We start from the raw sequence: 19,981 nt of genomic DNA on the forward strand, positions 1-19,981 counted from the left end.
GGGTATCTAATCCTGTTTGCTCCCCACGCTTTCGCACATGAGCGTCAGTACATTCCCAAGGGGCTGCCTTCGCCTTCGGTATTCCTCCACATCTCTACGCATTTCACCGCTACACGTGGAATTCTACCCCTCCCTAAAGTACTCTAGTTGACCAGTATGAAATGCAATTCCCAGGTTAAGCCCGGGGCTTTCACATCTCACTTAATCAACCGCCTGCGTGCCCTTTACGCCCAGTTATTCCGATTAACGCTCGCACCCTCCGTATTACCGCGGCTGCTGGCACGGAGTTAGCCGGTGCTTCTTCTGTAGTTAACGTCAATTACCAAATCTATTAAATTTGATACCTTCCTCGCTACCGAAAGAACTTTACAACCCGAAGGCCTTCTTCATTCACGCGGCATGGCTGCATCAGGGTTCCCCCCATTGTGCAATATTCCCCACTGCTGCCTCCCGTAGGAGTCTGGACCGTGTCTCAGTTCCAGTGTGGCTGGTCATCCTCTCAGACCAGCTAGAGATCGTCGGCTTGGTAGGCCTTTACCCCACCAACTACCTAATCCCACTTGGGCTCATCTCATGGCATGTGGCCTTGCGGTCCCACACTTTAATCCGAAGATATTACGCGGTATTAGCTACAGTTTCCCGTAGTTATCCCCCTCCATAAGCCAGATTCCCAAGCATTACTCACCCGTCCGCCACTCGTCACCCAAGGAGCAAGCTCCTTCGTGCTACCGTTCGACTTGCATGTGTTAAGCCTGCCGCCAGCGTTCAATCTGAGCCATGATCAAACTCTTCAATTCAAAAAGTTTAATCGCTCAATAAACTGCTTAGCTAAGTTTACATATTACTTTAAAAGTAAAAATGAATTTCTAGTTTAAGCACCTATTAAGACTTCAAAATCAAAAATATTTTTTAATTAAGTCAATCAACAAGTGCCCACACAGATTGTCTGATAAATTGTTAAAGAACAAAAAGAAACGACGCACTGGCAATCAATTTTAAATCGTTCACAACAGTGCGTCGTTGTGTGAGGTGCATTATAGAGAAATCTAAAATCCTTGCAAGCACTTTTTTGCAAAAAGTTTAGAAAAATCTACCGCTTGCTAATTTTTAGAACAAAACGAATAAATTATTAACAATTATCGAATAAAACTTAATTCTTTCTTTTTGGTCTAAAAGACGTTACTACAATGATATATAAAAATAGTTTAATAAAAGACAGAAAAATAAATATGACGAAACCCAAAAGAAAAACCTCAGTGAAACACTGAGGTTTTTTGATTAACGTCGATTTGCTAATTTTGAATTCACAATTTCGTAAACACGTAATTTAGCAATTTCACGAGATAGTTTTGCAGAAAGCTCTGCATTATTTGATTTGCTTAATGTATCTTCCGCTTTACGTTTTGCAGCAAGGATTCGTTGTTGATCTAACTCTTCACCACGAATTGCAATATCGGCAAGAACAGTTACGATGGTAGGCTGTACTTCTAAGAAGCCGCCAGACACATAGATAAACTCTTCTTTACCGTCTTCAAGCGTGTATTTAACCATACCTGGTTTAATAGACGTTAATAAAGGTGTATGCCCTGCATACACGCCTAATTCACCATCTATACCCGTTACACGAACGCTAACTACGTCTCCATTGAAGATTTCTTTTTCAGCACTTACGATACTAAGCTCAAATTGAGATGCCATGTTGTTCTCCTTTAGTTCCTAATTGAGGTTAGGGAACAATTACATCTTGCTCGCTCTTTCCACTACTTCGTCAATTGAACCCGCCATATAGAACGCTTGTTCTGGGATATGGTCGAATTCACCTTCTAAGATACCTTTGAAGCCACGGATTGTATCTTTTAATGATACATATTTACCCGGAGAACCGGTAAATACTTCCGCAACGAAGAATGGTTGTGATAAGAAACGTTCGATCTTACGTGCACGAGCAACCACTAATTTATCGTCTTCAGATAACTCATCCATACCTAAAATAGCGATGATATCTTTTAACTCTTTATAGCGTTGTAATGTACCTTGTACGCCACGTGCTACATTATAGTGTTCTTCACCAACAACTAATGGATCTAATTGACGAGAAGTTGAATCTAATGGGTCAACCGCTGGGTAAATACCAAGAGATGCGATGTTACGGCTTAATACAACTGTTGAGTCTAAGTGTGCGAAAGTTGTTGCCGGAGATGGGTCCGTTAAGTCATCCGCAGGAACGTAAACCGCTTGTACAGAAGTAATCGAACCAGTTTTAGTTGACGTAATACGTTCTTGTAATACACCCATTTCTTCTGCAAGTGTCGGCTGATAACCTACCGCAGATGGCATACGACCTAATAATGCAGATACCTCTGTACCAGCTAAGGTATAACGGTAAATATTATCTACGAAGAATAATACATCACGACCTTCATCACGGAATTTTTCCGCCATAGTTAAGCCGGTTAAAGCAACACGTAAACGGTTACCTGGTGGCTCATTCATCTGACCGTAAACAAGTGATACTTTGTCTAATACGTTAGAATCCGTCATTTCGTGATAGAAGTCATTACCTTCACGCGTACGCTCACCAACACCAGCGAATACTGAGTAACCAGAGTGTTCGATCGCAATATTACGGATTAATTCCATCATATTAACGGTTTTACCTACACCCGCACCACCGAATAAACCAACTTTACCACCTTTCGCGAATGGACAAATTAAGTCGATAACTTTGATACCGGTTTCAAGTAATTCCGTGCTGTTTGATTGTTCTTCGTAGCTTGGTGCTGCACGGTGAATATCCCAACGAGCTTCTTCGCCGATAGGACCTTTTTCATCGATCGGTTCACCTAATACGTTCATAATACGGCCTAGAGTCTTTGTACCAACCGGTACTTGAATCGGGTTACCCGTATTTTCAACTTTTAAGCCACGCTTTAAACCGTCTGATGTACCTAATGCGATACAACGCACAAGTCCACCACCTAATTGTTGTTGAACTTCAAGGGTTAAACCTGATTCAACTTTTAAGGCATCATATACTTTTGGTACTGCATCTTGCGGGAATTCAACGTCGATTACCGCACCGATAATCTGTACAATTTTTCCTGTTGCCATTACCTATTCTCCATTAAATTGCTGCGGCACCCGCAACAATTTCGTTTAATTCATTTGTAATGCTTGCTTGGCGAGCTTTGTTATACACTAATTGTAATTCATCAATTAATGTACCCGCATTATCTGTTGCGGCTTTCATTGCTACCATTCGAGCGGCTTGTTCAGAAGCAAGGTTATCGACAACTGCTTGATATACCTGGGTTTCTAAATAACGAACAAGTAAACTGTCCAATAAAACTTGTGGACTTGGTTCATAGATATAATCCCATGAACCTTTAGTTTCTAATTCATCATCTTCTAGTTTTGGTAATGGAAGTAATTGTGCAATAACAGGTTTTTGCGACATCGTATTTTCAAAACGGTTATAAGCGATATAAACCGCATCCACTTCACCATTGCGATAAGCGTTAATCATTTCATTAACCGCACCGACAATACGTTCCATTTCAGGATTATCACCTAAGCCCGTTACCTGAGATCTCACATTTAAACCGAGACTTTGGTAAAAGCTCACGCCTTTTGAACCTACTAAGCCAAGCTCAACACTAACGTTTTTATCTTTCCACGTTTTAAATTCATTCAAAGTTGCTTTGAATAAATTGATATTAAGACCGCCACATAAGCCACGATCGGTTGATACGACAAAGTAACCAACTTTTTTAATATCTCGTTCAGTTAAAAACGGGTGCTTATAACCAATGCTTCCTTTAGCAATATGGCTAATCACCTTACGGATTGTTTCCGAATAAGGACGACCGGCAGCCATACGCTCTTGCGTTTTACGCATTTTAGAGGTAGCAACCATTTCCATTGCTTTGGTGATTTTTTGGGTATTTTTCACACTCGCAATTTTGGTTCTTATCTCTTTAGCACCTGCCATAATCTTTCTCCGCTAGTCGTGATTACCACGCACCGTTCTTTTTGAAGTCTTCTACGATAGCTTTTAATTGATCCTTGATTGAATCGTTATAATCGCCAGATTTTGCTAAATCCTTCATAAAATCAGTGTGATTACTATTTGCGTAAGCAAGTAAAGCAGATTCGAATGAACCGATACGCTCAAGTTCTACATCATCTAAATAACCAAATTCAGCCGCAAAAAGAACTAATGCTTGTTCACTTACTGGCATTGGCGCAAATTGTTTCTGTTTAAGTAATTCTGTTACTTTCTGACCGTGAGAAAGTTGCTTACGTGTCGCATCATCTAAGTCTGAAGCAAACTGAGCAAACGCCGCTAATTCACGATACTGAGCTAATGCGGTACGAATACCGCCAGATAATTTCTTAATTACTTTAGTTTGAGCCGCAGAACCTACACGAGATACCGAAATCCCCGGGTTTACCGCCGGACGGATACCTGAGTTAAATAGGCTTGATTCTAAGAAGATCTGACCATCAGTAATTGAAATTACGTTTGTAGGAACGAACGCAGATACGTCACCTGCTTGTGTTTCGATAATAGGTAATGCAGTTAATGAACCTGTTTGACCTTTTACCGCACCGTTAGTGAAACGCTCTACATAATCCGCACTTACACGTGCTGCACGCTCTAATAAACGAGAGTGTAGGTAGAATACGTCACCTGGGAAAGCTTCACGACCTGGCGGACGGCGTAATAATAATGAAATTTGACGATAAGCAACCGCTTGTTTAGATAAATCATCGTAAACAATTAACGCATCTTCACCACGATCACGGAAATATTCGCCCATTGCACAACCAGAGTATGGTGCAAGATATTGTAGTGCCGCAGATTCAGAAGCTGATGCTACAACAACGATTGTATTTGCTAATGCGCCATGTTCTTCTAATTTACGTACTACGTTAGCGATAGTAGATGCTTTTTGACCGATTGCGACATAGATACATTTAATACCTGAATCTTTCTGTGCAATGATCGCATCGATTGCTAATGCTGTTTTACCTGTTTGACGGTCACCGATGATTAACTCACGTTGACCACGACCGATTGGAACCATTGAGTCAACCGCTTTATAACCGGTTTGTACAGGTTGATCTACTGATTGACGGTCGATAACACCCGGCGCGATAACTTCAACCGGAGAGAAACCGTCATTATCGATTTCACCTTTACCATCGATCGGTTGACCAAGTGTATTTACCACACGACCTAATAAACCGCGACCTACCGGAACTTCTAAGATACGACCGGTACATTTAACCGTCATACCTTCAGCTAAGTCAGCATAAGGTCCCATTACTACCGCACCTACAGAATCACGTTCTAGGTTTAACGCAATAGCATAACGATTGCCAGGTAATTCGATCATTTCACCTTGCATTACATCAGCAAGACCATGGATACGAATGATACCATCGCTTACTGAAACAATTGTCCCTGTGCTTTGAGCTTCGCTCACCACATCAAACTGGGCAATACGTTTTTTAATCAATTCACTAATTTCAGTTGAATTTAGTTGCATTTTTTATTCCTCTTACAAGCTCAACGCTTGGCTTAAGCGATTTAACTGACCTCGACTACTGCCATCAATGACAATATCATCATACTTAATAATAATGCCGGCAATGAGAGAGTTATCTAATTGAACAGTTAAACGTACTTTTTGATTTAAGCGTTTTTCCATCGCGCTTGCGATTTTATCTATTTGTGCTTGACTTAATTCGCTAGCTGAAACAACGATAATATCTTTTACCGCTTCATGTTGCGCACGTAACTCAATAAATTCATTAAGTACCGCAGGTAACACAACAAGACGTTTGTTCTCAGCCATTACACGAATAAAATTTTGCCCATATTGGTCAAGCTGGTCGCCACAAATTTGGAGAAAAGTTTCCGAAATCTGACCGCTTGCAAGAGACGAATTAATATAATCCGCCACCTGTTCATTCTCAGCAACTAATGCTGAAAACTGTAACATTTCTTGCCATTTATCCAACTGACCTTGCTCTAAAGCAAAATCAAAAGCTGCTTTAGCGTAGGGGCGAGCTACTGTACTTAATTCTGACATCTGCCCCACCTTGTTATAGTTCTGCAACTAGCTTATCAATAATGTCATTGTTCGCTGCTTGATCAACAGAACGACCAACAATCTTCTCTGCGCCGGCAACAGCCAATGCAGCCACTTTTTGACGAAGCTCTTCTTGAACACGTTTACGCTCGCTTTCTACTTCTGCGCGACCTTGTTCAATAATACGTTGACGTTCGATTTCAGCTTCTGCTTGTACAGATTCTAAAATTTCATTACGACGTTTGGTTGCTAAATCAATAATTTTCTGTGCTTCTTCTTTCGCTTTGAGGATTTCTTGATCCGCTGCAGCTTTAGAATCTGCTTGTTCTTGTCTCGCTTTTTCAGCTGATGCTAAAGCGTTAGCGATATTCGCTTGGCGCTCTTCGATCGCTTTAATAAGCGGAGGCCAAACATATTTCATACAAAACGCAACGAACAGTGCGAATGCAATAAGTTGACCAATTAGTGTTGCATTTAAATTCACAACGCCCTCCTAAAAGTCGGTTAAGTTATTCAAAGAATAACGGAAAAGAGAGACCCGACTTATTTCAATAAATCAATGAACGGGTTCGCGAAGATGAAAAGTAAAGAAATACCTACAGCGATCATTGCGATAGCATCTAAAAGACCTGCCACGATGAACATCTTAGTTTGTAAGCTACTTGCTAATTCAGGTTGACGAGCAGATGATTCTAAGAATTTACCACCTAAGATAGCAAAGCCGATAGCTGTACCAAGAGCAGCGAAAGCTAATAAGATTGATGCACCAATAATTGTTGCTGTGATTACTGATTCCATAATGTTCTCCATTAAGATTGAGGAATTCGCCCGAAGGCAGGTTGTTGTTAATACAAATAATTCAAGCGATCAAACTTTTGCAAAATATTGAGAAAATTTAACCGCTCTTTAGGTTCGTTTAATGATCCGCTTTGTTATAAGCGATACTCAAATAAACAATCGTTAGCATCATAAAAATAAAGGCTTGAAGCGTAATTACTAAAATATGGAAAATAGCCCAAACCAAATGCAATGGAATACCTAACGCTTGTAATGCAAAGTTATCTGCCATATACATTACTGCGATCAGGATAAAGATTAACTCACCCGCATACATATTACCGAATAAACGGAATGCTAAAGAAATAGGTTTTGCAAGTAAAGTAACCGTTTCAAGGATAAAGTTTACTGGAATAAAAGCCCAATGATTAAACGGATGGAGCGTATATTCTTTTACTAAGCCACCGAAACCTTTTGATTTTACGGTATAGAACAGAATTAAGAAGAATACGCAAATAGACATACCTAATGTAGCACTGATATCAGCTGTAGGTACGGCACGAAGGTAATGAATACCTAACATATTCGCTAACTGAGGTAAGAAATCTACTGGAACTAAGTCAATGGCATTCATAATAAATACCCAGCAGAAAATAGTGAGCGCAAGTGGAGCAATTACATTACGAGGTCCATGGAAGTTATCTTTAACTAAGCCATCAACCCATTCAATAATAATTTCCACTAAGCATTGTAATTTTCCTGGTACTCCGGCAGTCGCATTTTTAGCAACTTTAGAAAATACAAAAAGGAAAATAACTCCAGCAAGAAGAGAAAAGAAGAGCGTATCTAAATGCACAGCCCAAAAGCCATCACCTGAAGCCAAAAAACTCAAGTGGTGGCTAATATATTCTGCGGTAGTTCCAGCCATAATGAATCCTTTTAGAATAAAAAATTAATGAGTTCGTTTACTTAAAATAAACGGAATGACATTATTTAAAAATAATGCCATTAAAAACCCCACAAAAAACAGCACAATATGGAGAGAAGGAAGTAATTTAAAACACATAATCACTAATAAAATAGTGATTAACCATTTTAATCCTTCACCACGGTAAAAATCGCCCATTCTTGACTGATTTTTTGTAGTCTTTTTGAAAAAAATCCAATAAACAAAGACACAATGAGGGAGAAAACTTGATAAAGCACCGCCCAAGAATGAAATGCTATCAACACCTTTCCAAACTATTAATAAACCGACCATACTCAAAAGAAGTAAAATTTCAGTTTTTAACGCACTTATATAGTGTTGTTTAGCTTTATTTATTACAGTAGACATCTTATTTCCTATCTAACAGGCTAATGCCCTCTGTAAAAAATGAAATGTTTCTTCAGATTATACGATACAAAACAATAGATTAAAATATGAAAACTTCACAAAAAAGCGATTTTTGTCGATTTTGTTACAAAAAGGTTAATTTTGCATTTTTTTATAGAAAAACATAAGGAAAAGTAAGCCATCACAACCATTCTTTATTCACATTATATTTACATTATCAACAAAAAATCGGCAATTTACTATTCATAAAAAGCGTTGTAAGTAACATATAAATGACACTTACATATCAAAAAGTAAAAAGTACCACTTAATACAAATATAATAATATTTCATCAATTACTTCATAAGTACAACTAAGTGACGTTCTCCAATTAATTCTGGCACTGATAGAGTAATCACTTGCTCTAACTGAATCGGCTTTTTAATGTCTTGCACTTCACTTTCAGCATAAATCCCTTTAAGCGCATAAAATTTGCCTTGCGGATTTGGCAAATGGTAACACCAATCCACCATATCATTTAAGCTGGCAAAAGCACGGCTTAATACCCCATCAAAGGTTTGTTCCGTATACTCTTCCACACGAGAAAGCACAGGAGTTACATTAGTGATACCTAACTCACGTAACGCATTTTTGATAAAGGTAATACGCTTACCAAGGCTATCCAGCAATACAAATTGTTTATCCGGATTTGCAATCGCAAGTGGAATACCTGGTAATCCTGGTCCGGTGCCGACATCAATAAACTTTTCGCCCTGTAAATGTTCGCTTACCACTAAACTGTCTAAAATATGCTTCACCAACATTTCATCTGGATTACGCACAGAAGTAAGGTTATAAGCTTTATTCCATTTATCTAATAAACGCACGAAACCAACCAACTGCTCTTTCTGCTGATCGGTCAAATTAATTTTCGCCTGCGCTAGCAAGCGGTCTAATTTTTGTTTCATTTTGCAAAAATCCTTATGGTTTACACAATAAAACACGGAATACACTGAAAGTAACCATTGAATTAATTTCCGTATATTCCGTGCTTCCTCAGCTAAATTATAATTCGCCTCGTTTCAGCATACCTTGCTTTTTCAAATTCACGAGAAGAATTGAAATCGCAGCCGGTGTAATACCTGAAATACGGCTTGCCTGCCCAATCGAAACTGGACGATGTTGCATCAGCTTCGCACGTACTTCGTTTGAAAGGCTCTCAACCTTGTCATAATCAAATTCAGCAGGAATTAAGGTATTTTCATGACGTTTATGACGTTCAATCTCATTTTGCTGATGTTCGATATAACCTTGGTATTTAATCGAAATTTCAACTTGCTCCGCAGCCTGTTTATCTTCCAATGCTGGTGCAAATGCTGCGACTTGCGTGAGTTTGTCATAAGTTACTTCCGGACGACGTAATAAGTCTTCACCGCTCGCTTCACGAGTAAGCGGACTACTTACCAATTCATTGACTGCCGCTAAATGTTCCGATTGCGGGTGAATCCAAATTTGTTTTAGACGTTCACGCTCACGCTCGATATTTTCCATTTTTTGATTAAATCTCGCCCAACGAGCGTCATCAATCAAGCCTAATTCGTGAGCAATAGGTGTTAAACGAATATCAGCGTTATCTTCACGTAGCAATAAACGATATTCCGCACGTGAGGTAAATACACGATACGGTTCTTTTGTGCCAAGTGTACAAAGGTCATCAACCAATACACCGGTATAAGCAAGATCACGTGTAGGGAACCACGCCTCTTTGCCTTGAACCTGTAATGCTGCATTAATACCCGCTAACAAACCTTGTGCAGCCGCTTCTTCATAACCGGTAGTACCGTTAATCTGACCGGCAAAGAATAAGCCTTCAATCGCCTTGGTTTCCAATGTCGGTTTTAGATCACGCGGGTCGAAATAATCGTACTCAATTGCATAACCCGGTTTGATAATGCGTGTGTTTTCCAAACCTTTCATTGAATTTACGATCCCCATCTGTACGTCAAACGGTAAGCTGGTTGAAATCCCGTTAGGATAAACTTCAATTGTGCTTAAACCTTCCGGCTCGAGATAAATTTGGTGGCTGTTACGATCGCTGAAACGCATTACTTTATCTTCGATCGACGGACAGTAACGAGGACCGATCCCTTCAATGATACCTGTGTACATAGGGCTACGATCTAAACTATTGCGGATCAAATAGTGAGTTTGTTCATTAGTATGCGTTATATAGCAAGGGATTTGGCGCGGATGAAGATCAACTGAGCCCATAAATGACATTACCGGCAACTCTGCGTCACCATGCTGTTTTGCCAACACGTCAAAATTGATCGTACGAGCATCTAAACGCGGTGGAGTGCCTGTTTTAAGACGATCAACACGTAAATTTAGATCACGCAAACGATCTGCAAGCATAGTTGCAGCAGGATCTCCAGCTCGACCGCCAGCATAGTTATCTAAACCGATATGAATTTTACCGGCAAGGAAAGTACCGGCGGTCAAAACCACCGAACGAGCTTTGAAGGTCAATCCCATTTTGGTGACCGCACCTACTGCACGATTATTTTCAACCAAAATATCGACTACTTCTTGTTGGAAAATATCTAAATTCGGTTGATTTTCTAGTGCTGTACGTACTGCTTGGCGGTAAAGCACACGGTCTGCTTGCGCACGAGTTGCACGCACGGCTGGTCCTTTTGAACTATTTAAAGTACGAAATTGGATCCCTGCTTGGTCGGTCGCAATTGCCATTAAACCGCCCATAGCATCGATCTCTTTTACTAAATGGCCTTTACCGATACCACCGATAGCTGGGTTACAAGACATTTGTCCTAAAGTATCTACATTATGTGTTAGAAGCAGGGTTTTTAATCCCATACGGGCCGGAGCGAGAGCCGCTTCGGTCCCAGCGTGGCCACCACCAACCACAATTACATCGTAAATTTCACGATAAATCATATTCTTTGCCTTTGCTGTTTTATATTCTGTTTTGCCTAAATAAAAAGATCGCTATTCTACCTTAAAATACATCGATCTGGAAAATGCATTTTTCGGATCCCAAAGTGGATCTTAGATAACGATCAGTGGATCGCTAGTAATAATATAGATCTCTATATAAAGATCTTTATTATTGTTATTATTAGGGATTAGAATAGTTGAGGATAACTCAATTTTTTAGAATATAATCATAAAGTTATGTTAGATCTTTTTGTGTAAAGATCTTGAATGTTGTTCTGATCTTAGCTGTGGATAAAATACATAGTTATCCACAATGCAGCAAGATTTAAAAGTTATTCAAGAATAGATCTCAAGTTTTAAAGAAGAAAATAAAGAGTTATCCACAGGTGAAAATAATTTATGTACCTGAAAGTTTGTTTAAAAAGTGCACCTATCTGTACACAAAAATGGAGTGAATAGAATGCAAACGACTCACTATCAAGCTGTTTTTAGCGATATTGACGGCACATTACTCAATGATCAACATCAAATAACCCCCAAAACGATAGCGGCTATTCAGCGGATAACGCAACAGGGAATTCCTTTTATTCCCGTTTCCGCCCGCCCGCCTTTGGCGATAACGCCTTATACCGAACTGCTCAAAACACATCAAGCAATCATCTGTTATAGCGGAGCGTTAATTTTAGATCGTGATCTAACTCCTCTTTATAGTGTATCCATCAATGAAACGGATCTTATTCAATTAGATCTGCAACTACAAAGTTTTCAACATTTATCTATTAATTATTATGCCAATACTTCATGGTTTAGTAATGACTTAGCTAATGCGTGGACACAACAAGAAGCGGAGATTACAGGCTTACAAGCGGTTAAAAAAGTAGAAAAACTTACCAATGTACATAAGATCTTGGTTATGGGGGAGGCAGATGAAATTTTGCGTTTAGAAGCGTTATTAAAGCGGTTGTTTCCACAACTTTCCATTCATCGTTCGAAAGCAGAATATTTAGAGATCATGAATCGTAATGCAACAAAATCAGCGGCGATCCGTTTTATGCAAAAACGTTTAGGGATCGCAACGGAACATATAGTTGCCTTTGGTGATAATTTTAATGATCTTGATATGTTGCAATATGTTGGTTTCAGCGTGGCAATGGCGAATGCGCCGGATGAGATTAAAGCCGCAGCAAGCTATGTGACAGCCTCGAATAATGAGGACGGTATTGCTTTAGTGTTAGATAAGCTATTTTCATAAAGAACGAGCGGTCGCCTTTTTGCAAAAAATTGCAAAAATATGACCGCTTGTTAATTATTGGCTATTTTGTTTGACGAAATTGAGTAATGTGTCTATTTCGTGTTTTGCTTGCTCGGAAAGCACTTTATTGTCGTTTAACATTTGTGTGCCGCGCAAGCGGATAAATTCTAAATAATCTTTATTTTGGGTTTGTTCATATTGCTGTTTTGCCGCATACATCTCAGCAAAATATTTACGGGTTTGGCTAATCAACATTTTCTGACCAAACATTACAATAATAGCCAATGCAAGTGCAATCACCGAGCCGTAGCCGTCAGTCGGGTAATATAAAACACCGGCAATAATAAATAAGGCGGTAACTAACATCGAACTGTTTTTGATGTACTGTTGTTCTGGCGCTTTTAACGCTTTTTTTAAATCCATTGCAAAATTTCCTGTAAATTGACCGCTTGTATTATAAAAAAATCCCCCCTCTAGGATAAAGAGGGGGGTGAATGATTTGTATGGGTAGATTAAGCTAAGATACCTAACCAATAACCTAAAATCCCCACGCCGAATAAGCCGAAGATAATGTACATCGCATTCACTTTCTTACGTAATAACCACATACATAAGAAGGTTAGCAATAATGCCGCTAAACCCGGTAATAAGTCGTTAAGCACGCTTTGCACAGTAGTAACCACTTCTTCGCCCATTGCATTTTTATAACGAGAAAGCTCAAACGGTATATTGATACTGGTCCACTTCGACACCAAGGAACCCATCACAAATAAACCGAGAATAGAAGCGCCTTGCGTTACTTTTTGCAGACGACCGCCACCCATATCCGAAACGATTTCCGTCCCTTTTTGATAGCCGTATTTAAAGCCGTACCAACGGGTAAGCGCACGGCAAAGGTTAATGCCGATAAAGAATAATAATGGGCCTAATAGGCTACCGCTAATCGCTAAACCAGCGCCCAGTGCGGCTAATACCGGACGTAATGTCCCCCAGAAAATCGGGTCGCCGACACCGGCAAGCGGCCCCATTAAACCGACTTTTACCCCGCTAATTGCCGCATCATCAATATCTGCACCGTTCGCACGCTCTTGTTCCATTGCTGCGGTTACACCCATAATTGCCGAACCGACCCATGGTTGTGTATTGAAAAACTCTAAATGGCGTTTTAATGCTGCCGCTTGGTCTTCTTTGCGGCTGTAAAGACGTTTAATCGTTGGGATCATCGATACGCAGAAGCCCATTGATTGCATACGTTCAAAGTTAAATGAACCTAAGAGGAAAGTTGAACGCCAATAAGTCGCACGAATATCTGCACTGGTAAGTTGTTTTTTCTCTGACATAATTTGCTCCTTATAGACCTTCTAACTCGTTATCCGCTAATTTTTTAGTGGTGCGAGGCGCATTTACCGATTGGTTGAATTGTGGGTTTAATTGGATGTAAAGCATTGCTAAACACGCACCTAAGAAACCAAGACCGACTAAGTTGTAGTTTGAGAATGATGCAATTACAAATCCCATAAAGAAGAACGGCATTAACGCACCGGCACGCATCATATTGATAACCATCGCATAACCTACCACCACGATAAAGCCACCGGCGATTTGTAAACCGCGAGTTACCACTTCCGGAATTGCATTTAATGCTTCGGTTACTGTATCGGTGCCTGCTACAAGCGCCACGAAGAAAGTTGGAATCGCAACACGTAACGCTTGTAAAGAAAGACCGGCAAAATGACAGAACTCAATACCACGGAAGTTTGCTTGTTCGGCAAATTTATCCGCTTTATGTTGTAAAAAGATGGTTAGGGTACGCACGAAGATGGTTAATACCTGACCTGCCGCAGCCACCGGAATGGCGATAGCGATTGCCGTACCTTTATCTTGTCCGCCTTTGATTACTAAGATTGCTGCAATCACAGACGCTAATGCTGCATCCGGCGCCATTGCCGCACCAACGTTCATCCAGCCTAACGCCAACATTTCAAGCGTACCGCCAACAATAATACCGGTTTGTAAGTCGCCTAACACCCAGCCGATTAAGGTACAAGCCACAAGCGGGCGGTGAGTTTGGCGTTCATCAAGTACGGAACCCATACCGCAGATTGCAGCGACTAAGGTTACTAAAATAATTTCAATACTAGTCATAATAAAATCCTTAATTAGAATTTGATTGCATCAAGACGTGCTTTATCAAGCGGTTCTTTTTTGTTTGCCGCCACTTGTTGTAACGACATATCTACGCCTAACTCGAGGAGTTTGTAGAATGCGGCTAAATCGGTTTGGTTAATTGCCACCGCTTGAGAGATAAGTTTGTCGCCTTCACGGAAAGTCATACCGCCGACATTGACATTTTTAATGTTTACGCCGCCTTCAATTAAGCGAACGATATCTGACGGGTTGGTGACCAACCAAATAATGTTTTTACCGGCGTATTTAGGGTTATGCCAGACTTTGATCGCTTTATCGACTGTAATCACATAGCCTTTTAAGTGTTCCGGTACGATTTGTAGCAATAATTCACGGCGAATATCATCATTTGCCACTTCATCACTGATCGCAAAAATTGCTTCGCATTTCACGGTTTTCGCCCAAGATGTCATCACTTGACCGTGAATTAAACGGCTGTCGATACGCATTAATGAAATATTCATACGTCCGTTCGGATCGAAATTGGCAGGAAGAGATGAGGATTCTTCGGAAGAGGCTTCCTCTGATGGAATAGGAGATGTTGGTTGTGAAGTATGGAACGTTTTAACGCTTAAGTGCCCGATTTCTTTTGCCGTTGCAGCAAGTTCGGTTGCCGTTTTTGCATCGGCTGAAGCATCCATAACTTCAAGTAGCATTGGTAGGTTCGTACCGGTCACGATATCGTCTTGCGGACGTTTTGCGACAATTCTGGCTGCCGCATTGTACGGACTACCGCCAAATAAATCGACCAAGAATAGCACGCTGTCTGTCGGCTGAAGCGTTGCAATAATCGCTTCATATTTTTCGACTAGCGTATCTTGACCTTCTCCCGGCACAAAGATAACCGGATGAACATTATCCGTTTCTCCATATACCATTTGTGCGGAATTGACCAACTCAAGGGCTAATTTTCCATGAGCGGCGATGATCAAATGCACCATTTTTCACCTCTGTGTTTGTGTTCATTTATTAATTTGCTAAACCGCTTTAGCGGTGTGGTGAGAATATGAAAACGTTTGCTTTTTTGCAAACAGAGAATGACAAATATGAGATCTAGATCAGTTTTTTATAAAAAAAAGCCCTTTGTTAGCAACAAAGGGCTTGTGATTTTTTAAAGCAAAATACTACCGATTAGAGCAATGATAAAACCGACTACACCAATTGAGGTTTCTAATGCCGTCCACGTTTTTAAAGTGGTTTTGGTATCCATTTCTAAAAAACGGCTCATTAACCAGAAACCGGAATCATTCACGTGAGAAAGAACTGTCGCACCGGAAGCAATTGCAATCACAATAAAGCAAAGATCAAATTGGCTTAAATCGGTTGAGGCAGCAACACTCGGTGCGATTAATGCCGCTGCGGTAGTTAATGCAACGGTTGCCGAACCTTGTGCGACTCGCATCGCCACCGCAATAATAAATGCCGCCACAATAATCGGCATACCGGTATCCGAAAGCATTGAAGATAATACATCGCCGATACCGCTGGCACGTAATACACCGCCAAACATACCGCCCGCACCGGTTACCAAAATAATCGAACAAATAGGGCCTAACGCATTGTTACATAAACTTTCGATTTGTTCATAACTACGCTCACCACGTAATAACATAATCGCCAGTAATAAAGTGATTAATAACGCCACCGGTGTTTTACCGATTAAACGTAAGCTTTGTACCCAAAGTTCGGAACCGTCAATCACTTTCGCCACACTTAACGTATTTAAACCGGTATCAAATAAAATTAAGAAGATCGGTAATACTAAGATAAATAACACTCGACCGAATGACGGTGGTGTTTGTACCGAGGTTTCACTGATTGCCGCCGCATTTAAAAATGCTTTCGGTAATTCTACGTGAATACGTTTACTGATAAACATACTGAAGAGGTAAGTACCGATATACCAAGTAGGAATGGCACAGATTAAACCGATGATTACCATCAATCCCATATTTACCCCAAGTAAATCACCCGAAGCGACCGGACCCGGATGTGGCGGTAGAAAAGCGTGCATTACCGCAAACGCACCGGCAACCGGAAAGGCATAACGTAATACCGAACCGCCGAATTGTTTTGCTACGCTAAATACAATCGGTAACATCACCACCAGACCGGCATCGAAGAAAATCGGGAAACCGAAGAGTAATGCCGCCACACCTAATGCGAATGGTGCTTTTTGTTCGCCGAATTTATTGATCAGCGTATCAGCTAATACTTTTGCTCCACCGGTAATTTCCAATAAACGACCAATCATCGCCCCTAAACCGACTAATAAGGCAACTGACGCCAATGTATTGCCAAAGCCGCTAAGTAAAGTCGGCAGAATTTTATCCACCGGAATACCTGCGGCCAGTGCAGTTAATAAACTAACAATCAGCAATGCGACAAACGCATGTACTTTGAATTTTATGATCAATACCAATAGCGCGATGATCGCTACTGCCATAATGAAAATTAACATAAGAACCTCGAACAGAAGTATTAAATTGTTACTGGTAACATAAATTTAATCGTTTGCGATGTAAATAGATTGTTAGAATTAATTTTAAATTTGAGATATATGTCACAAAATTAAATGTTACCTGTAACATTGAATGAAAAAATCTGTTATGTTGGAAGGAAATAGGAGGGAGCTCAAATGAAATCTGGTCAAAGTTTTATTTTAATGGGTGTATCAAGTACCGGTAAAACCACAATAGGCAGTGAAGTGGCGCGCCGTTTAGGCATTAAATTGATTGATGGCGATGATCTGCACCCGAGAGCGAATATCCTCAAAATGAGTCAAGGGCAACCGCTAAATGATCAAGATCGTTTTCCATGGTTGGAACGGATTAATGATGCTGCATTTAGTTTAGAACAAAAAAATGAAATCGGAATTATTGTTTGTTCTGCGTTGAAAAAAAAATATCGTGATCAAATTCGCCAAGGCAATCAAAAGGTGACGTTTATTCATTTACATGGTTCATTTGAGCTTATTTTAGAGCGAATGAAAAAACGCAAAGGCCATTTTATGAAAACAGAAATGCTGAAAAGCCAGTTTGATACGTTAGAAATTCCGCAAGCGGACGAATCTGATGTGATTTCGATTGATATTAGTGGCAGTTTTGAAGATGTAGTGCAACTGTGCGTACAGGCAATTCAAGCTCAGTGATAAAGATAACGGAATGTTGAGTAGAACAAGCGGTCATTTTCTGCAAATTTTTTGCGAAATTTGACCGCTTTTTTATCGCTTAAATCGTTTCACCGATATGAATTTTATAGCCAAGATTGATAACCTCATCTTGTGGCGTTTGGTGATTAATTCGATTTAGTAATTGCTGGGCGGCAACTTTGCCGATTTCAAACCGAGGGGTAATTACGCTCGCCAATTGAGGTGTAATCGATTGACCGACATCGTGTCCGTGAAAGCCGGCAATTGCAATTTGTTGCGGCACTTTAATGCCTAACCGTTGGCATTCGAACAATGCGCCGATCGCCAAATCGTCATTGGTGCAGAAAATGCCGTCGATATTCGGATACTTTTCCAACGCAATGTGTAATTGACGAGCGCCCAACGTAAATGAAGAGGATTCTTCTGTTGCAATAGTATAAGGCGTTAATTTATGTTTTTGCATAGCAAGTTCATAGCCTTGCATCTTTAAACGGGTGCGTTTATCCATTCTTGCCGAAAAATAAACTACTTGGCGACAACCTCGTTTGATCATGGTTTCAACCATGGCTTGAGCTGCAAAAATATTGTCAAAACCGACCGCTTGTTGCTGCCCTTGTTCACTGGTATCCATTATTTCAATCACCGGAATTTTTGCAACTCTTAACATTTTGAGCGTACGCTCACTGTGGTGATTTTCCGATAAAATTAAGCCGTCCACGTGATAAGAAAGGAGTGATTCAATGCGTTGTTCTTCTTTTTGTTCGCTATAGCCGTAGTGGGCGAGCATGGTTTGATAACCGGCTGCATCGGTTACGCTCTCAATCCCTTTTAACACATCGGCAAAAACTTGGTTGGTTAAAGACGGCAGCAACACGCCAATCGCTTTACTTTTGGCATTGGACAGAATATCCGGCGCACGATTCGGAATATAACCGAATTGTTCAATCGCAACGGCGATTCGTTTACCGGTCTCTTCGGCAACCGAGGAGGGATTACGTAAATAGCGACTGATCGTCATTTTGGTAATGCCTAAATGTTCGGCAATATCTTGTAAAGTCGGGCGTTTATGTTTGCTCATAGGGTTAAATTTTGTGAAGTATGTCGCTATTTTAACGGAAAGTATGATTTTATGTTTTATTTGCAAAATAACAAGCGGTAAGATTTTAGCAAAATTTTGCAAAACCCTATTTTGTAAACCCCTATGAAGGTAATTTTATGGCAACAATGAAAGATATAGCTCGTATTGCGGGCGTTTCCACTTCCACCGTCTCCCATGTGATCAATAACTCGCGTTTTGTGAGTGACGAAATTCGTCAGCGTATCGAAAAAGTGGTGGTGGAACTTAATTACATGCCTTCATTGGTGGCTCGTAGCCTAAAAGTAAAAGAAACCAACACAATCGGCATGTTAGTCACCACCAGCAGCAACCCATTTTTTGCGGAAGTGGTGCGTCATGTTGAACGTTATTGTGAGCAACATAACTATCATTTAATTTTGGTGAATACTGACGGTAACAGTACCAATTTAGAACAACATTTAGCCCGCTTGTTACGTAAACAAGTGGACGGTTTATTATTGATGTGTTCCGAGCCACAAGATTTAGACGAAAGCGTGATGGCGAATATTCAATTACCGATGGTGGTGATTGACTGGTGGCAACAGGCGCTAAATGCGGACAAAGTGCATGAAAATTCAGAATTAGGTGGTTATCTTGCGACAAAAGCGTTAATTGATGCCGGCTATAGCGAGATTGCGGTGATTACCGGCGAGCAATCGAAATCCCATACATTAAACCGTTTACAAGGCTACAAGCGGGCGATTTTAGAGGCAAATTTGCAAATTCGTCCCGAATGGATAGTTGAAGGTCATTTTGATTATCAAGCCGGTTTGGAATGTGCAAGCCGATTATTGGCGCTAAATGCTCGCCCTCAAGCGATTTTTGCGATGAGCGATAGTATTGCCATTGGCGTATATCAAGCCGCTTGGCAAGCCGGTTTGCGTATTCCGCAAGATATTGCGGTGATCGGTTACGATAATATCGAATTAGCACAATATCTCGCTCCGCCGCTTTCTACGATTCATCAACCCAAAGCCCGTTTGGCAAAAAATGCGGTGGAACAGTTGATTGCCCGTATTCATCAGCCGGATAAAGCCTATCAAGAAATCGAACTTACCCCCGAACTTGTCGTTCGCCGTTCCTTTTAAAAAATTTGTGATAGACCTCTCAAATCCGACAAGA

20 protein-coding genes and 1 rRNA gene (1 of these 21 only partly in view) are annotated in these 19,981 nt (G+C 40.5%); 3 read left to right on the plus strand and 18 right to left on the minus strand.

From position 1 onward, the window contains the following. The 12 genes from EL121_RS05790 to mnmG form a co-directional block, all read right to left on the minus strand. A 16S ribosomal RNA gene (locus EL121_RS05790) occupies window positions 1-797 on the minus strand (it extends 743 nt beyond the left edge of the window). Between the two features lie 481 nt (window positions 798-1,278). Next, entirely contained in the window at window positions 1,279-1,698 is a 420-nt protein-coding gene (locus EL121_RS05795) for a F0F1 ATP synthase subunit epsilon (RefSeq protein WP_039198335.1), read from the minus strand. Window positions 1,699-1,737: 39 nt separating this feature from the next. Beyond that, window positions 1,738-3,111, minus strand: coding sequence for a F0F1 ATP synthase subunit beta (gene atpD / locus EL121_RS05800; RefSeq protein ID WP_005599061.1), 1,374 nt, complete (start codon window positions 3,109-3,111; stop codon window positions 1,738-1,740). 13 nt (window positions 3,112-3,124) lie between these two features. Further along, window positions 3,125-3,991 (minus strand): F0F1 ATP synthase subunit gamma, encoded by an 867-nt coding sequence (gene atpG / locus EL121_RS05805; protein WP_018651452.1) that lies wholly within the window; start codon window positions 3,989-3,991, stop codon window positions 3,125-3,127. A 22-nt stretch (window positions 3,992-4,013) separates the two neighbouring features. Then, window positions 4,014-5,555 carry a F0F1 ATP synthase subunit alpha gene (gene atpA / locus EL121_RS05810; protein WP_015674173.1) on the minus strand — a complete coding sequence of 514 codons (1,542 nt, stop codon included), beginning with the start codon at window positions 5,553-5,555 and terminating at the stop codon, window positions 4,014-4,016. Between the two features lie 12 nt (window positions 5,556-5,567). Beyond that, window positions 5,568-6,101, minus strand: coding sequence for a F0F1 ATP synthase subunit delta (gene atpH, locus EL121_RS05815; RefSeq protein WP_039198337.1), 534 nt, complete (start codon window positions 6,099-6,101; stop codon window positions 5,568-5,570). Between the two features lie 13 nt (window positions 6,102-6,114). Then, on the minus strand, window positions 6,115-6,585 hold the full coding sequence (gene atpF / locus EL121_RS05820) for a F0F1 ATP synthase subunit B (RefSeq protein ID WP_015674171.1): 471 nt from the start codon (window positions 6,583-6,585) through the stop codon (window positions 6,115-6,117). Between the two features lie 59 nt (window positions 6,586-6,644). Continuing rightward, complete coding sequence (gene atpE / locus EL121_RS05825; RefSeq protein WP_005599073.1) at window positions 6,645-6,899, minus strand: F0F1 ATP synthase subunit C; 255 nt, start codon at window positions 6,897-6,899, stop codon at window positions 6,645-6,647. A 118-nt stretch (window positions 6,900-7,017) separates the two neighbouring features. Beyond that, window positions 7,018-7,806, minus strand: a complete 789-nt coding sequence (gene atpB / locus EL121_RS05830) for a F0F1 ATP synthase subunit A (protein WP_039198339.1) — start codon at window positions 7,804-7,806, stop codon at window positions 7,018-7,020. Window positions 7,807-7,830: 24 nt separating this feature from the next. Further along, window positions 7,831-8,214 (minus strand): ATP synthase subunit I, encoded by a 384-nt coding sequence (locus EL121_RS05835; protein ID WP_039198341.1) that lies wholly within the window; start codon window positions 8,212-8,214, stop codon window positions 7,831-7,833. Window positions 8,215-8,550: 336 nt separating this feature from the next. After that, on the minus strand, window positions 8,551-9,162 hold the full coding sequence (rsmG, locus tag EL121_RS05840) for a 16S rRNA (guanine(527)-N(7))-methyltransferase RsmG (RefSeq protein ID WP_039198343.1): 612 nt from the start codon (window positions 9,160-9,162) through the stop codon (window positions 8,551-8,553). Window positions 9,163-9,259: 97 nt separating this feature from the next. Next, window positions 9,260-11,152, minus strand: a complete 1,893-nt coding sequence (gene mnmG / locus EL121_RS05845; RefSeq protein ID WP_039198344.1) for a tRNA uridine-5-carboxymethylaminomethyl(34) synthesis enzyme MnmG — start codon at window positions 11,150-11,152, stop codon at window positions 9,260-9,262. Between the two features lie 460 nt (window positions 11,153-11,612). On the opposite strand from mnmG, the gene EL121_RS05850 reads away from it, so the two are divergent. Continuing rightward, window positions 11,613-12,404, plus strand: coding sequence for a Cof-type HAD-IIB family hydrolase (locus EL121_RS05850; protein ID WP_039198346.1), 792 nt, complete (start codon window positions 11,613-11,615; stop codon window positions 12,402-12,404). Window positions 12,405-12,458: 54 nt separating this feature from the next. On the opposite strand, the gene EL121_RS05855 is transcribed toward EL121_RS05850, so the two are convergent. From EL121_RS05855 to EL121_RS05875, 5 genes are all read right to left on the minus strand, one after another. Beyond that, the gene (locus tag EL121_RS05855; protein ID WP_039198348.1) at window positions 12,459-12,827 is read right to left on the minus strand and encodes a hypothetical protein; all 369 of its coding nucleotides are present in this window, start codon (window positions 12,825-12,827) and stop codon (window positions 12,459-12,461) included. 89 nt (window positions 12,828-12,916) lie between these two features. Then, window positions 12,917-13,744 (minus strand): PTS mannose transporter subunit IID, encoded by an 828-nt coding sequence (gene manZ, locus EL121_RS05860; RefSeq protein ID WP_039198349.1) that lies wholly within the window; start codon window positions 13,742-13,744, stop codon window positions 12,917-12,919. A gap of 10 nt (window positions 13,745-13,754) precedes the next feature. Then, complete coding sequence (locus tag EL121_RS05865) at window positions 13,755-14,549, minus strand: PTS mannose/fructose/sorbose transporter subunit IIC (RefSeq protein WP_005610731.1); 795 nt, start codon at window positions 14,547-14,549, stop codon at window positions 13,755-13,757. Between the two features lie 14 nt (window positions 14,550-14,563). Then, window positions 14,564-15,532 carry a mannose/fructose/sorbose PTS transporter subunit IIA gene (locus EL121_RS05870; protein WP_039198353.1) on the minus strand — a complete coding sequence of 323 codons (969 nt, stop codon included), beginning with the start codon at window positions 15,530-15,532 and terminating at the stop codon, window positions 14,564-14,566. A 170-nt stretch (window positions 15,533-15,702) separates the two neighbouring features. Next, a complete protein-coding gene (locus EL121_RS05875) occupies window positions 15,703-17,052 on the minus strand; it encodes a GntP family permease (RefSeq protein ID WP_039198355.1) in 1,350 nt (449 codons plus the stop codon). A gap of 177 nt (window positions 17,053-17,229) precedes the next feature. Here EL121_RS05875 and EL121_RS05880 point away from each other — a divergent pair, with 177 nt between their 5' ends. Beyond that, entirely contained in the window at window positions 17,230-17,742 is a 513-nt protein-coding gene (locus EL121_RS05880; protein ID WP_039198357.1) for a gluconokinase, read from the plus strand. 79 nt (window positions 17,743-17,821) lie between these two features. Here the strand turns inward: EL121_RS05880 and gntR are convergent, their stop codons facing one another. Further along, entirely contained in the window at window positions 17,822-18,820 is a 999-nt protein-coding gene (gene gntR, locus EL121_RS05885) for a gluconate operon transcriptional repressor GntR (protein WP_039198359.1), read from the minus strand. Window positions 18,821-18,957: 137 nt separating this feature from the next. Here gntR and EL121_RS05890 point away from each other — a divergent pair, with 137 nt between their 5' ends. Next, the gene (locus EL121_RS05890) at window positions 18,958-19,947 is read left to right on the plus strand and encodes a substrate-binding domain-containing protein (protein ID WP_039198361.1); all 990 of its coding nucleotides are present in this window, start codon (window positions 18,958-18,960) and stop codon (window positions 19,945-19,947) included. Window positions 19,948-19,981: the final 34 nt, after the last annotated feature.

This window comes from Actinobacillus equuli (genome assembly GCF_900636745.1).
GTDB classification, from domain to species: domain Bacteria; phylum Pseudomonadota; class Gammaproteobacteria; order Enterobacterales; family Pasteurellaceae; genus Actinobacillus; species Actinobacillus equuli.